General features: G+C 45.3%; 10 protein-coding genes, 1 other RNA gene and 2 pseudogenes. 12 read left to right on the forward strand and 1 reads right to left on the reverse strand.

Features of this window, described 5'->3' with window-relative positions:
* Nucleotides 1-116: 116 nt before the first annotated feature.
* The gene (locus AC506A_RS30905) at nt 117-1052 is read left to right on the forward strand and encodes a DUF5677 domain-containing protein (RefSeq protein WP_495464795.1); all 936 of its coding nucleotides are present in this window, start codon (nt 117-119) and stop codon (nt 1050-1052) included.
* On the opposite strand, the gene AC506A_RS30910 is transcribed toward AC506A_RS30905, so the two are convergent.
* The gene (locus AC506A_RS30910) at nt 1045-1440 is read right to left on the reverse strand and encodes a recombinase family protein (RefSeq protein ID WP_495464796.1); all 396 of its coding nucleotides are present in this window, start codon (nt 1438-1440) and stop codon (nt 1045-1047) included. The two genes, AC506A_RS30905 and AC506A_RS30910, sit on opposite strands and share 8 nt — an antisense overlap.
* A 654-nt stretch (nt 1441-2094) precedes the next feature.
* Between AC506A_RS30910 and AC506A_RS30915 the strand changes: the two are divergent.
* The 11 genes and pseudogenes from AC506A_RS30915 to AC506A_RS30965 all read left to right on the forward strand — a co-directional run.
* A pseudogene (locus tag AC506A_RS30915) lies at nt 2095-3744 on the forward strand (reverse transcriptase domain-containing protein); the annotation flags it as partial.
* A 39-nt stretch (nt 3745-3783) separates the two neighbouring features.
* Nucleotides 3784-4086: a transfer-messenger RNA gene (gene ssrA, locus AC506A_RS30920) on the forward strand.
* Nucleotides 4087-4293: 207 nt separating this feature from the next.
* Entirely contained in the window at nt 4294-5535 is a 1242-nt protein-coding gene (locus AC506A_RS30925) for a chitobiase/beta-hexosaminidase C-terminal domain-containing protein (protein WP_495464797.1), read from the forward strand.
* Nucleotides 5536-5777: 242 nt separating this feature from the next.
* Nucleotides 5778-6293 (forward strand): annotated as a pseudogene (locus tag AC506A_RS30930) (TerD family protein); the annotation flags it as partial.
* 78 nt (nt 6294-6371) lie between these two features.
* Nucleotides 6372-7040 carry a vWA domain-containing protein gene (locus AC506A_RS30935; RefSeq protein ID WP_495464806.1) on the forward strand — a complete coding sequence of 223 codons (669 nt, stop codon included), beginning with the start codon at nt 6372-6374 and terminating at the stop codon, nt 7038-7040.
* A 187-nt stretch (nt 7041-7227) separates the two neighbouring features.
* On the forward strand, nt 7228-9003 hold the full coding sequence (locus AC506A_RS30940; protein ID WP_495464798.1) for a sensor histidine kinase: 1776 nt from the start codon (nt 7228-7230) through the stop codon (nt 9001-9003).
* Nucleotides 9000-10079, forward strand: coding sequence for a response regulator (locus tag AC506A_RS30945; RefSeq protein WP_495464799.1), 1080 nt, complete (start codon nt 9000-9002; stop codon nt 10077-10079). The genes AC506A_RS30940 and AC506A_RS30945 overlap by 4 nt, the downstream gene beginning before the upstream one ends.
* A gap of 128 nt (nt 10080-10207) precedes the next feature.
* Entirely contained in the window at nt 10208-11920 is a 1713-nt protein-coding gene (locus AC506A_RS30950) for an extracellular solute-binding protein (protein ID WP_495464800.1), read from the forward strand.
* 88 nt (nt 11921-12008) lie between these two features.
* The gene (locus AC506A_RS30955; protein WP_495464801.1) at nt 12009-12899 is read left to right on the forward strand and encodes an ABC transporter permease; all 891 of its coding nucleotides are present in this window, start codon (nt 12009-12011) and stop codon (nt 12897-12899) included.
* A 15-nt stretch (nt 12900-12914) separates the two neighbouring features.
* Nucleotides 12915-13802, forward strand: a complete 888-nt coding sequence (locus tag AC506A_RS30960) for a carbohydrate ABC transporter permease (RefSeq protein WP_495464802.1) — start codon at nt 12915-12917, stop codon at nt 13800-13802.
* 175 nt (nt 13803-13977) lie between these two features.
* Nucleotides 13978-15252, forward strand: a complete 1275-nt coding sequence (locus AC506A_RS30965) for a hypothetical protein (protein WP_495464803.1) — start codon at nt 13978-13980, stop codon at nt 15250-15252.
* The last annotated feature ends 303 nt before the right edge of the window (nt 15253-15555 follow it).

The following is a 15555-nucleotide window of genomic DNA, read 5'->3' on the forward strand; positions in this document are numbered from 1 at the left end:
GATGGGGCTTTCGGCAACGGCTGATAATAAATAGCGAGACAGTCTCGCGCAGGGTTCGATAACAACCTCGACTGATATGAGAGAGGTTAATTACTCTAGAATTGGCAGGTGAGAACATGGATGCAAATCACGACATATTAAAGCGTAACCAATCAAGTGAGATTAGAAAGCTTTCTAAGTATGCAGCGGACAATATCGAGGAATTCGTTAATTTTGGAACTCATGTTCTTTCGTGGTTATTAGATACCAAAATTGACGAGGCGGACCCTACTATAGACTTGCTTTTGCGTGATTACTTGGATACCGTCGACTCCATTTCGTTACTTCTTCGAGCTGGATCAAGTGATACATCGCTAATTCTGTTACGTACAGCATTTGAAATAGCTATGAGTATATTGTTTATTCTACAGGACAATACAGAGCGCCGAGGTCTTGCATATCAGATTGCTCATTTTAAACATATAGAGAAACAAAATAAAAAAGTTGATAAAGGCTCTGATCAAAATGCAAGCTTTATGGATGTTCTGGCGAAAGATCGTAATGCTAAAAATATTATTGATCAAATGGCAAAGAAGAATCGCAAGCCTGTAATAAGGGCTATCGAAGAATTGCTCAATAAAGAGCCGTTCTCTGCAATAAATGAAGAATGGAATCGATTAGAGCAGTTAAAGAAGAAATCTGGATCAAAAATAGAGTGGTACAATCTATTTGACGGACCACGTAATCTTCAGGAGTTATGCGCACGTCTTGAACACAATGCGCTCTATGAGATTTTATACAGCTCATGGTCGCTAGTCGCTCACGGTAAAGCTTCAATGAAAGGACAGCTAAATAAAGGGAATATAAAGCGTCTACGATCGCCATTGGAAATTCAAGATGTCTTAAAGTGGACAATGAATATTACATTGGAAATGTATATACAGTTGCTCAGAAGCAGGCTGCCACACAAGTCAAAGTTGTTAGGCCTATGGTACATTCAAACGGTTCGTCCAAACTTTATGGACATTACAAGTGAAAACAAGAAATTAATTAACTTAATCGGCCTTAATTGAAGAGGAGCGAGATTACCCTGCTCCTCCAATTAATTTTGCGTCCGATATACGACTCATTAAAGATAATGGCACGGATGGTGCTTGCAGACCATTGACCGCCTTTCTGAGTTGGGATGCTGCGCTCGATGAGTTGGGCAGTTATTTTCTTATATCCAGCATTTTCATACGCATACTGATTGAATCTCCAGCGGATTATATCTATTTCTTCCCGTGGCCCTAACACCCAGACTGCCTTAGTTTTTTGATTTCCCATTGCTATGTGCTCTGTTCGATAGCCATATGGGGGTGTACCGCCATTGTTGTATCCCTGCTTGACATTCTGTGTCATTCCCTTGCGTACCTCGACGGCAAGATTAGCGTTGAAGAATTCGGACATGACTTCCAGCATGCCCTCAAGGAGCTTGTCCTGCGGCGTTTCGACCTCGGTTTATTCAGTAATGGATATATTCTAAGGAAAATGCAACTGCAATTGGTTATGAGACAGGGCTTGGCATCCAGGATCTCGACGACCTCTTTGAGTAAACATATTTGCCTCTCGAATATCGGATAGAGTAAGCCTTATTGAATGCAGACAGCGCCTACGTGGCGCTTTTCTTTTGCCCCATACAGGGTTAACTGTTGATTCCGTATAGTCCCACATGTACGGTGGTGTGAGAGGACGGGGGCTAGCCGCCTCCTCCTACTCGATTTGCTGAAGCGATCTGGAATCAGGCTTCCCCGTTTTGAGGCAAGATTAACTAAGTTGAAGAAAACGAGGAATACAAGATTGAGCAATGGATCAGCAAACAAATTCAAGAAATTGTAAAAACCGATCTTATGCTTTATATTTGGCTGTAGTATAATATATTAAGCAAACAAGGTGCAGTTGAACTTTTGATGGTGATAATCGCTGTCTTATATTCCAAAGGTATGCACATATCTCTACGCGTATTTTCTCGTTGTCTATCCAAATTGTCTCATATGGATCAACGTTATGATTTAGAAAGGTAGAACTGCACCTGTTTGCCTACTTCTAATAGAGGTGACTAATATCAGCGTTCTAGTGCAATCTTTGTTACAAAGCTCAGACGAAGAGATAAAAAACAAACTTAAAAGCTTAGTTGATTTTGAAGATGTCGCATTTCTTCTGGAACTGCCCACTGAATTTCTATGGAAGATTCTTATAAGAGACAAACAAATTAACTATAAGTCTTTTCCTTTAAGTAAAAAAAGTGGCGGTTATCGTACAATTTACTCTCCTTCAAAGAACCTGGCAATTCTTCAAAAAAAGCTTGCTTATATTCTCTCTTTAATTTTTTCTCCCCACAATCGAGCACATGGTTTTATAGAAGAGCGAAGTATTGTTACTAATGCTTCTGAGCATTTAAAAAAAATCTATGTATTAAATATAGATTTAGAGAACTTCTTTGAGAGCATCTCGTTTGCAAGGGTGAGAAAGATGTTTATTTCTTACTTTAAGTTGAATGAAACAGTATCAACAACTCTTGCAAATATATGTATTCATCCTAATGGTTTCTTGCCTCAAGGGGCGGCAACTTCTCCAATAATTTCAAACATTCTCGCTAAGAGTTTAGATAAAGAACTCTTAGAACTCTCACTAGATATTAAGGGAGTTAAATATACACGATATGCTGATGATATCACCTTCTCTACTAATAAGAAGATTTTTCCTAGAAGTATTGCATTATTGAACGAAAACGAACAGGTAGTGTTAAGTGAAAAATTAGTTCAGATCATTAAGAAGAATGGTTTTAAGGTGAACGAGAAAAAAATAAGATTGCAAGATCGTAAAGGTAATCAATCTGTAACAGGGATAATAGTAAATGAAAAATTAAATGTAACTAGGAAATATATTCGTAGAATTCGTTCCATTTTGAATTGTGTAGAGAAGAACATTGAAGATATTGATGCTGCAAGGGAAGTTTTTGAGCGTAAATACCCATTCCGCCAAAGGGCGAAAGGGAATTGCCCTGAAATGTTCTTAGTACTCCGAGGTATGATTACTCACGTAGGTCATGTGAAGGGGAAACATGATCCAATTTACTTAAAATTAGCAAATCGCTTTAATCGTATATCTCCAAAGAAAAGAGTTATTACGTCAACTGAAATGCAAATGAATAAAAGAAAAGTTTATGAAGACTATACTTATGTAATAAATCAAGATGAAGATATTAAACGTGTTTACGATCCAAAAAAAGATAAACTTGTAGATCTTTATTATGGACAAGGGACAGGCTTTTTGCTTAAAGGAATAGGCGTAGTTACTAACACACATGTACTTGGTACAGTAGTAGAGGCCTTAAATAATGGTGCTAAATTTCCTAATGATTATCGTATTCATGCATATAAACATAATTATCAACTAGCTTGTTCTCTGAAGATTATGTGCTACGACCTTGAAAGAGATATTGCAATTCTGATACCCGATGGAATAGACTACTCATCTATTGGATTTGATTACAATAAGAGTATTACGAAAGGGCAGTCTATTGATTTGATCGGATATCCGAATTATCAACAAGGGCAAGAGATTAGAGTTGAGAAGGGGTTTGTTCAAGGTAAAAGGATTCATAAGGGGAACCAAGGCGAGTACAATCGCCATGAAATATCATCAACAATTTTTGGAGGAAACAGTGGCGGTCCGATTGTTAATGAAAATTCAGAAGTTGTAGCTATTGCTGTAAAAGGAGCAACCATGAATGGCGTAGTGCCAAATGAGGTAATTCCTATAGCTGAAGTTATCAAGCTAGCTCAGGACCATGGCTTACTCGACGAAAGAATAATGAAGGTACATTAAAGGCTACACACGTGCTCCTACCTAGCATCGCCCATGTGACTAGACTAGGGGCTAACCAGTAGTGGGATACGCCGCTTCAATCTCCGGCTGGGGTCGACGGAAGAAGACAATCAGGCTGACCCAACGTATAGCCGGTTACGGGGCGATACTCGGGTGACATCAAAACTGTGACTACACCCGTAGAAGCCTGTGTGGCGTTGTCTTCGGACAGGGGTTCAAATCCCCTCGCCTACACCAAATGTAAATCCACTACCGCATGAGGTAGTGGATTTTTGCTTTTTCGACTCCTGTTCAAGGATTAGCTGCTCCAGCTCCTCCTTCAAGAAATAATAAATGAACCAAGACATGAGTGTGTCTTGGTTCATTTAACTTGACAAGGAAACTGAACAAAGCATGATGAATATATATCCTTAGTGGAGATAAATCATCGAGGGGGTGGGATTTTTGGTTAACAGAAAGGTTGTTTGGATTTTTATTGCAGCCCTCGCATATCTGCTGGTATTGTCCAGCTCGATCACTTCCATTGCCGCGCCAATTGAAGTAGGATCCGGCGGCGGACCTTCGGAAAAGATCTCCCTTACCGTTTCTCCTCCTTCTGGAGCGACTGTTCACCCTTTCACCTCAGTCGTCATTAATAGCAAGGAAGCAAAAATCTATTATACAATCAACGGCTCAGAACCCACCACGAGCAGTACGGTAGGCAAGGTCATAAAGATTCCGGGCACGCCGAATACGAAGTTAACCATCAAAATTTTGGCGGTAGCCGCCGGAAAAACCGATTTCAAAGGTGCTTATACGTACCTCGTCGATAACAAAGTGATTCCACCCAAAGTATATACCTACCTCAATAACGGCATCGACACCGGCAATAATGTTACGTTTCTTTCGATCGCCAATAGCGAAAAGATAACCTTCCTTTCTGCAACCCCGGGAGTGAGCATCCATTACTCGATCGATCAAGGAAAAACAGCTACACCGTGGAAAGGCTCTCCCGATCGTTTCTATGGCAATCCGGGCCAAACGATTCATGTCTTTGTTGAGACTGCAAAAATACACTTTCAAACCTACAGGTCCCACTTTTACTTTATATTCCGGTACGATCCCCCGACCGTTACCCCAGTCAGTGGATCGACTCTTAAGCCGTCGGATCTGATTCGTTTCAAGAAGGACGGTTTTTACAGCGAAGCAAAGTTTCATTATCGAATTGACGGCTACAATCCGACGCACGACAGTCCATCCGGCGAATCCGTACAAGTGCCTTCGAACTTTAAGTATAATTCCGTCCTTACGTTGAGAGCGATCTCGACGGAAAAAGAAGTAAGCGAATTTGCATCGCAAAACACGCCCGACAGTACAGTAGGGGTTTACCAATATTGGGTCGGGGACCCGATCCCCAAGCCGGTCGCGAAACCGGCCAGCGGAGCAACCGTTCCGGAAAACGGCACAGTAAATCTTAGCTCTACAATGCCGGGTTTATCGTTCCGCGTCACAACGGACGGATCTACCCCTATCCTAAACAGTCCGAGCATGAGTCAAATCAAGATGAAAGCAGCTGCGGGCTCAACCGTAACGATCAAAGCCATTGCTGTCAAAGACGGTAAGTTCTTCAGCGACGTTTGGACGGGGACGTACAAGATCGTCAAAGCTGCTGTATCGACAACCACAGTCGCCGCGTCTACTGCCTAGCCGTCAAACGGCACCATAGTGCCCATTTTTACGAGTAAGTAGGAACCGTCTTGATCATTTCGGGGCGGCCGGCAGTGTTGTCCCGCTAATTGAAAACTAGAGGTCAAGGGAAATGTAAAACCACATCCGCATGAGGATGTGGTTTTTGCTTTTCCCGGACATGCAGCTTTAATCCTATTGGAGCATTCTCATTACTTTTGAAGTACAATTGGAACACGTTGATAAAAAAGGGAGATCATCCTATGCATCTACTTAAAGGGCAAAAGATAGAAATTACAAAAGGTAGACAGTTATCCGCACTTAGCTTTCAATTTGGTTGGACTATGAAGGAAGCGACGATGAGCATCGATGCAGCCTGTTTTATTTTATCGGAGCAAAGTCAATGTGAGCGGGATGAGGATTTTATTTTTTACGGGAATCCCTTTGATCGTTATGGTGCAGTTGCACATCGTGCAGCTACACAAGGAGGCCAAGAGACGATTGAGCTAAATCTATCGAAACTGCCGAAAAGCGCTGCAAAAGTAGCCTTTTCTGTGACTATACATACTGGGGACGAACAAGGGCATACGGTAAGTGATGCGAAAGACTTTTATTTAAGGCTTGTAGATAGGATTACGGGAGAAGAATTATTTCGTTATGAATATGGACATGATCTTTCAAAAGAGACAGCGATTGTCGTAGGTGAGTTGTATCGATATAACGAGGAATGGAAGTTTAATTCCATTGGCAGTGGATTCAATGGGGGGCTGGCCGCGCTTTGCACCAATTATGGGCTTGTAGTCGAGCAGTCGGAAGAGGTTGTCGAAGCTGTAGCTGTCGCGGCGGAAGAGATCGTATTGTCCAAAATAGATTTGCGTAAGAAAATTGTGGCGTACACGTTGGAAAAGAAGAAAATGACCGATATATCCGCTAGAGTAGGCATCGTGCTTGATGTTACAGGTTCTATGCGGACCTTGTATAAGAATGGGACGGTCCAGGAAGTTGTTGAGCGAATATTGGCCGTGGCTAGCAAATTTGATGACAATGCTGCTTTGGATGTGTGGGTCTATGATCATGAATTCAGCCGATTACCCACTGTGACGGAGCGAGATTTCATATCCTATGTATCTACTCAAATTATTAATAATACAACTATCCATAAGTATGGCCGAAATGATGAGCCTCGAGTTATGGATGATGTGATAAAGAAATATACCATCGAAGAAAATTCAAACCTGCCTGTATTCATTATCTTTATCAATGATGGAGGCGTAGTGAAGCCGACTAAAAAAGTGATCGTAGACTCCGCGATTCAACCGATATTTTGGCAGTTCGTAGGGATTGGAGATGCTGATTTTGAAGTATTAAAGCAACTGGATACGATGGAAGGGCGGATTGTCGATAATGCCAATTTCATTCATTTGAAAGATATTTCAGCGGTATCCGATGAAGTGCTGTATGACCAGCTCCTGAATGAATTCCCGAAGTGGATCAAGGATGCGAAGGAGAAAAGAATTATCCGGTGATAATTTCGCCTCCACCAAAGCAAAAAACCACATCCGCATGAGGATGTGGTTTTTACTTTTCTAGTTTGTGGAGTGCACCCTTCCCACCCACAATGAAGGATAATCCTGCCACGCAGCGAATATCATTCCTTGCCTATAATATTGTTCCACACCTATTGTAAGTGCGGAGGTGCACGGTATTCGCTCAATGAAGTCTACTGGAACGGCTCATAAGAAGCTAAGCTTCTTGCATATGCTGCGCAATCGGTTTGTTTTCTCCTCTCTTCGCAAGCGGATCATGGTTTTTCTAATCGTTGGCTTTGTGGGATGCGCGATCCTGGTGTCGTCTGTTTCCTACAATGCGATCTACACGATGCAGCGCGATAAGATCAAGACCTCTATGGCGTTTGATTTGTACCAGCAGACGTCCATTTTGAATCAGATGTACAATAATTTGCTTCAGGTTACGCAGCAGATGACACCGCAAGGTACGGTGGGCAATCTGATGGAGACGTATATCAATACTGCGGACATTTATAGTCAGCGTCTTCTCTCTCGCGATATTGCCTACAATATCGGATTGATTACGTTTTCGAATCCGGCTATGGAGCTGGTGATGTATTATGATCCTGCAAGCGGGAAAGCTTCTTATTCGAATTTGCCGCTGCGCGGAGATTTTACGCTGCAGGCTTTACCTAATGTCGCCGGCAGCGGGGAGCTGAAATACCAATCCCCGCATAAATCTTTATGTCGATTCAGCGATGACCAGGTTGTGTCGGTCACACGGGAGATTAGATTCTCAGACGGAACGCAGCTGGTTGTTTATGTGGAAGCCAAGTCAGACATGGCCACGGATATGAAATCGCTCCCAGAAAACTTGAATATGCCCTATACGCTTGTTTTCACCGATACGGCGGGCTTGGTGACCTTTAGCAGCAATCCAACTGCCTATGAGGTTGGCCAAAGCCTTGTGTTAAACGGGCAATCGGGTATGACGAGCAGTTATGTATGGAACCGATTGAGAGGCGATTATGGATACGACATCACGCTGCTGCTTCCCGTATCCAGCTACAATCACGAACTCTACACGTGGAAGAATCATATGTATTGGATTCTCGCCATTGCTCTTCTGATGATGTTTATGCTCACGCTGCTCTTGCGGCGGCTCATTAACAGGCCGTTTCGATTAATCGAGATGGAGATGAGAACGTTTGGCAAGGGATACATGGGTACCAGCCAATATCATACGGGGATCGATGAATTCGATCGGATATTGGGCCAGTTTAATATAATGAAACGTCAAATTCAACTTCTGATCATAGATGTGGAGCAAAAGGAGAAGCGTCGTCATCAGCTGGAGATTGAGAAGCTTGCTTACCAAATCAACCCGCATTTTCTAATGAATACGCTCAATTCGGTACGCTGGCTGGCGGTGATGCATAAGCAGGCAGAGATTGAGAAGTTTGTCTCTTCGTTGATTTTCTTGCTCAGCTACAACTTGGGCAAATCAGAAGAGTCGGCTACCTTCAGGTCGGAAATAGAGGTCATGCGAACCTATCTGGAACTGCAGCAGATGCGGCATGATTTTGAGGTGAAGCTGGATGTTGGGGAAGGGACCTATCTCGATAGTCCTGTCGCGAGGTTCATCCTGCAGCCCATTGTGGAAAATGCCGTCTGTCACGGCCTTGACGATAACGGGAAGCTGGAAATCAGCATTTCGTCCGATGAAACGACGCAGATGGTAAGCATAACGATCCGCGATGATGGCAAAGGGTTGAGTCATGAGACGCTGGCCTTGCTGCAGCGCGACACGCCGGACCAGCAGCAGACAGGCTGGGGGATTGGACTTCGTTATGTCCGATCCATGCTGGAATCATTTTATGGTCAAAATGCCCGTATGGGTATAGAAAGCACTCCGAATCAGGGGACAACGGTTACGTTAACCCTTCCTTTTCTCACGCATAGAAAGGAGCGAGCGATTTGATTCGTGTATTAATTGTTGACGATGACAAGCTTGCGCGCAAAGGCTTGATTTCGATTATGCCTTGGTCCAATCACGATATGGTGGTTGTAGGAGAAGCGGCGAATGGCGCGAAAGCGCTGGAGTTTATGGAACGGCATGAGGTGGATCTCATGTTCGTAGATCTCTCGATGCCTGTCATGTCCGGAATGGAGCTGCTTCAAGTTACGCGCCAACGATTTCCGGGCCTGCGCTCGGTTATATTATCGTTTCACGAAGAGTTTGAGAATGTACAAACCGCTTATCGCATGGGCGTGCTCGATTACATATCCAAGGTACGTCTGGAATCGGAGGATGACGAGCAAATATTGAACCGAATCCAGCAGCAAATGACAGGCGATACGTCTCTTCATACACCCAAGCCTAGTGCAATACCCAAACCCGCGCTAACTAACTCTGAGCAAAGCGCCGGCTCACGAGAGGAAGAAGAGTGGCACAAGCTGGAGCAGGATTGGCGCTCTCACTACTGGCTCTTTAATGAATCGATTTTCCAGCGACTATGCAAACAGACCGTAGAAGCGAAGGTTCCCTTTCGCCGTCTGGAAGGGCTGTTCATGCGTGTGCTATCCCAAATGGAGACGGTCATTCCACTGGATGCCGAGCTCCGCGCTGATGCAGATGACGCCCGGTCGGGGGTTGAATGGCTGCGCGATTATAGGAGACGCGTTTATGCGCGGGTTGCTGCCTCCTCCGATTTTACGAATACGACAACCAGTATTCTCAAGGCAGTATTGTTCATCCGCGAGCAGGCTTCGAACACGCTGCATGCCGAGGACGTCGCGGATCACGTACATATGAGCAGGAGCTATTTTAGCCAATGCTTTAAGAAGCTGACAGGTTCGACGTTCAATGATTACTTAAGACAAGAGCGAATAAGAGCCGCCGAACGGCTGCTGTGCGAAACCAATCAATCGATTTCGTGGGTTGCTCATGCGGTAGGTTACAGCGACTCCAAGTATTTCTCCCAGCTCTTTCATGAACAGACCCGTCTGCTGCCTTCCGAATTCCGGGCACAGTTCCATAATAAGGTAGATGAATGATTGCAATCGATCGAACAAATATCTACCTCAGCTCCTGTAACCGCCACAAAAGACGGCACATCCGTCTGACTTTTTTTCTCCGCCTCCCATGTACAATGAGAAGGCAAGGAACTATGGGGAGGGATTAGATGAAAAGGAATATGGCAATGCTGCTTTCCGTCGCACTGCTTGGTCTAGGTTTGACAGCATGCACGTCGAACGATTCATCGAATGACAATTTGAAAGCGTCTTCAAATTCAAACTCTACAAGCCCGGCACTTTCGGGAGATGACCTGGCTTTCTCCAAATTCCCGAAACCTGTTGATGTTCACATCGGCATGGTGGTGGATCCGACTGACAAAACGCTGCCTGAAGGCGACAGTGTAAGCAACAACCAGTACACGCGTTACCTTAAGGAAAAGTACAACATCAACATTATCGTGGACTGGACCGCAGCCACAGGTAACGATTTCAAACAGAAGGTCAGCTTGACGATCGCATCAGGCAAGCTGCCTGACGGTATGGTCGTCGACGACCGCTCCTTCATGACTAAAGCGGCCAGCTCAGGGCTGCTGTACGATATTACCGATCTGTTCCAGCAGTATCAATCCTCGCAAGTGAAGGACATTATGGCGAGCACCGAAGGCCGTGCATTGGAAAATGCCAGCTACGATGGCAAGATGGTTGCACTCCCGAACATTACGGTGGATACGGATGGCGTTCACGTCCTATGGATTCGCAAGGATTGGCTCGACAAGGTGAATCTGCCCGCGCCGAAGACGGTTGCGGATATCGAGAAAACGGCCAAAGCGTTTATTGATAACAAACTTGGCGGGGACAAAACAATTGGTATCGCCGGCCCTTCCAAAAATACATTCCCTTATTCCACGTTCCTCGTTTCTTCTAACAATATGGCAGGATTTGATCCGATCTTTGGCGCAATGGATGCGTATCCGGGCTACTGGCTGGATAATGGCGACGGAACAGCATCGTACGGAACGCTGTCGGACAATACGAAAAAAAGCTTGGCTTTACTGGCTGACTGGTACAAAAAAGGGCTTATTGATCCCGAAGTGGGCACCCGTGACAACGTAGGGGATCCGATCAATGCCAATCAGACGGGGATTTTCTTCGGTCCATGGTGGAATGGCGGCTACGGCAACGGGGACTCCTTCAAGAACGATCCGACTGCGAACTGGCAGGCTTATCCGGTATATACCGACGATAACAAGTGGAATACGCATATGAAAACGACGGGCAGCACTTACACCGTTATTAGCAAGAAAGCAAAGCCGGATGTCGTTAAAGCCATCCTCATCATGAATAATGCTCTTGTACGCGATGAAGCGACCTTTGATTTGTCGGTTAACGTGGGCTGGTATCCGCTTCGCAACGTTATGGCTGCGGCCAATGAGACGGAATACGAGTATGCCGAGCTTCTGAAAGTGCTGAAGGGCGAGACTAATCCTGAGGATTATAATAAGCCGAACAGCTTGTACAAGTTGATGTATTCGGATGCGAAGAAGGTCAAAGACGTCGTTAAGCCTCCATATGATGATTTAAATGTGAGCAACTTCAACACAACGAACTTCGGCGACTTCCAGCGCATGTACTCCCTCTTGATCGGTGACCGACCGTTCACAACGGTTCCAATCGATAAGAAGGTCTTTAGCATCACCTACAACCAGACCCCGACGATGGAAACGAAGTGGGCGAACCTCAAGAAGATGGAAGACGAGACCGTTCTGAAAATCATCCTCGGCCAAGCGTCCATCGACTCCTTCGACAAATTTGTTAGTGACTGGAAGTCTCAAGGCGGAGATGAGATCACGGCGGAAGTCGCAAAGTTATTGAAGAAGTAATCATGCAGAAGCTTGCGGAAGGCACTGACGGTTTCGGTGCTTTCTGCACGTTTTGCTATCCTGCTAGGGTGACGGGAGGTTAGCCGTAATGAGGAAAATGGACCATCAGAAGCACTACTACTTGATGCTGCTGCCCGGTATGATTTGGCTGATCATGTTCAGTATTGTGCCTATGTTCGGAATTCTGATGGCATTTCAGAATTTTAATCCGGGGTTGGGATTGCTCAAATCCCCGTGGGTCGGTCTTGAGAACTTCAAGTATATGTTTCAGCTTAATGACAGCAAGTCGGTCATCATCAATACCTTTATCATCGCTATCGGCAAAATCGTATTCAATTTGCTTATTCCGCTCATCTTTGCCATTCTGCTGAACGAGCTCCGCAGCCTGCGCTACAAAAAGCTGGTTCAGACCGTCGTTTACCTGCCGCACTTTCTGTCGTGGGTTATTATGTCGACGATTGTAATCGGAATTTTCGGCTATTATGGCGTTATTAATACGATCATTGGCATGTTCGGCTACGATCCTCAACTTTTTATGGCGGATGCGGGTATATTCCGGCAGTTGGTCATCGGTACCGATGTATGGAAAGAGTTTGGTTATAACTCGATTATCTATCTTGCGGCGCTTACAGGCGTCAATCTCAATCTGTATGAGGCGGCCGCCATTGACGGTGCTAATCGCTGGCAGTTGATTAGGCATGTCACGCTGCCTGCACTAACGACCACGGTTGTTTTGCTAGGGGTCTTAAGTTTGGGAAATGTGCTTAACGCCGGATTCGATCAAGTGTACAACCTATATAATCCGCTTGTGTTTTCAACCGGAGATATTTTGGATACATGGGTGTACCGGCTGGGCTTGCAAAATCTACAATTCTCGCTGGCGACAGCGGCCGGATTGTTCAAATCGGTCATTAGCTTTGTGCTGATTTTCATATCCTATCGACTGGCTTATCGCTATGCCGATTACACGGTATTCTAAAAGGAGGACGCTGCATTGGTCAGAAATACAACGTTAAGCTCACGGACGTTTGAAATTGCCAATATCATCGTCCTCGGCGTCCTGCTTATTAGCTGCATCTACCCGCTGTGGTACACCTTCTGTGTATCGATCTCCGAGAAATCCGCGGCTAATGCAGGCTTAGTTACGATTTTCCCCATCGGCTTCTCCTTGACGCCGTATAAGGAAATCATCAGCGACAGCCTATTCTTTAACGCGTTCTGGATTTCTATCCAGCGCACCGTGCTCGGCACATCGTTCTCCTTGCTGCTGACGGTATTAATGGCTTACCCGCTGGCAAGGCCTAAGAGAGATTTTAAAATGCGCAATACGTTCATGTGGATCCTTGTCTTCTGCATGCTATTTAACGGGGGATTGATCCCGTGGTATCTCACGATTCAAAACTATAATATGATCAATTCGATCTGGGCTTTAGTGCTTGGTGGGGGCGTACCGGTATTCGATGTGATCTTGATTATGAACTTCTTCCGCAATCTGCCGAAGGAGCTGAATGAGGCGGCCGTCGTCGATGGTGCCGGTCCTTGGGCGATCTTGTTTCGGGTGTATATCCCATGCTCCATCCCTGTGCTTGCAGCAGTGGCGTTGTTCCTTAGCGTTTATCACTGGAACGAGTTCTTTAACGGTTTGGTGCTGATGAACACCGCCGATAAATATCCGCTCCAAACTTATATCCAGCAGCTTGTCGTCAACATTCCGGTTGGCACCAGTCTGACCCCGGAACAATATAAGAAGCTGTCGGAGCTGTCGAACCGGACGCTGAATGCGGCCAAGGTGTTTATCGCGATGGTACCGATGCTGATCGTGTATCCTTTCCTGCAAAGGTACTTCGTATCTGGTATTATGCTGGGGGCGGTAAAGGAGTAAGGCCAGGCTTGAGCTGGACAGGTGTAAACCACATCCGAATGGGGATGTGGTTTTTGCTTTGTTATCATCCGAGAAGAAAACGATTACATAAAGACTTGACGAGCTTTAATTTCCAAATTATGATGGCTTGTATTGAAACGTTTCAATTGAATCCGTTATCGAAGGAGTGAGTGTTATGAAGCAAACGACTGAAGTATACGAGCAGTTGTCGGAGAAGGTAAAAGCGTTCGCTGATCGCCAGCATGTCGACTCTTACCGCTTGATCGATGCGTGCCGCAATCCGCGCACGGGTTTGTATGGCGACGCCTATATGAGTTTTGGCGCTAATCCAGAGTCGATGTGCTCGGTAGCTGCGACAGGGGTCGGATTAATCAGCCTATGTGTTGCGGATTATGAGGGCTGGGATGGCTTGGCAGCAGAGAAGGTCAAGCTCACGCTGAACGCCGCTCTCGGCAATGTGGATGGCTGCCGTCCTGCAAGGGACGAATCGACCGGCTTTTTCGCTCATTTCATTAATATGGAGACGGGCGATAACATAGGTTCCGAAATATCGACGATAGATACGACTTTGTTGGTGGCCGGAGCACTGTTCGCAGGACAGCATTTCAAAAAGGTAGCGCCGGAGATTGATGCGATGGCTCATAAGTTGTTGTATCAGATGGATTGGAGTGTCGTCATCGCCGATAAGGATAAAGGTGTAATCAATATGATTGTCAAAGACGGCAAAGGAATTGCACCGCTGCCGGCTTTTAACGAATATGTAATGGTGGCTTATTTGGCCAAGCTCGCTCAGCCGGATCATCCGGAAATAATCGAGCTGTGGGACAATACGTTTGCTGTCGACAAAATCAATCATTATCCAATGAAGAACTACCGGGACATTCCGGTCATCACCGATACGAATACAACCGATCAGCATCTGGCGTTTCTGTCTTCATTCGTGCATCAGTTCCCTTATTATTTAGTGCCGGATTATGCGATGAGTGAGACCTACAATAAGTATTATGAGAATGCTTGCCTAGCCGACCGGTTGAAATGGAAGGAGCTAAGCGATGTGCCTTCCTACGTATGGGGGTATGGAGCGGGCGCCAATGACGGTCTTTACAACACGTACCACGCCGATAAAATCAACGATTCCCCGGGGAACGTCGCTTCCGCTTATGTAGTTGCTGGTTTCCTGCCGGTATACCCTGCGGGCATTCACGACATGTATGCGATGTATCAGTTGCACATCCCATATGACATGTATTCGAATCCGCAAGACGCGGAAGATGAAGCCAAATATAAAGCTGCGTATAAATACGGCTTGCATCGCTACTCTTGGTGGCATCTTGAAGGAGCAGAGCGCTGGTATCCCGAGAAGGTGACGGTCATCGATTGGAGTTCGATGTTGTACGGCATGACGGCGTTCAAACGGGGAATGTCCTTCTTTACCGACCGGTTAAAATAAACAGAATGCAAAAGAAAACACTGACCGCATGTAGTCAGTGTTTTTCTTTTGATACCGAAGGCCTCAAGCGCTTATTTGCCACTGGCGATTTTGTATTTACTCGAGTCGTTGGCGAATTAAATATCTGTATTATTTTTCCTGTTGCGCTAGTTGCGGCATCATGGTATATTCTATTTCTGCCTCCGAGACATTAACTTGGAAGCGGTGATCGAGACAAAACAAGTTGAAAAATAAAGCTTGCAATCATGTTTCGCATCATGATATACTCTAATTCCGGTCATGAGCCGGAAGGAAATAAACCAA

The organism is Paenibacillus sp. N22P23 (assembly GCF_059383735.1).

Bases quoted from the DNA above. Each gene is read 5' to 3' on its own strand.
- AC506A_RS30905 (WP_495464795.1), top strand. From the start codon at position 117: ATGGATGCAAATCACGACATATTAAAGCGTAACCAATCAAGTGAGATT.
- AC506A_RS30910 (WP_495464796.1), bottom strand. From the start codon at position 1,440: ATGCTGGAAGTCATGTCCGAATTCTTCAACGCTAATCTTGCCGTCGAG.
- AC506A_RS30940 (WP_495464798.1), top strand. From the start codon at position 7,228: ATGAAGTCTACTGGAACGGCTCATAAGAAGCTAAGCTTCTTGCATATG.
- AC506A_RS30950 (WP_495464800.1), top strand. From the start codon at position 10,208: ATGAAAAGGAATATGGCAATGCTGCTTTCCGTCGCACTGCTTGGTCTA.
- AC506A_RS30955 (WP_495464801.1), top strand. From the start codon at position 12,009: ATGAGGAAAATGGACCATCAGAAGCACTACTACTTGATGCTGCTGCCC.
- AC506A_RS30965 (WP_495464803.1), top strand. From the start codon at position 13,978: ATGAAGCAAACGACTGAAGTATACGAGCAGTTGTCGGAGAAGGTAAAA.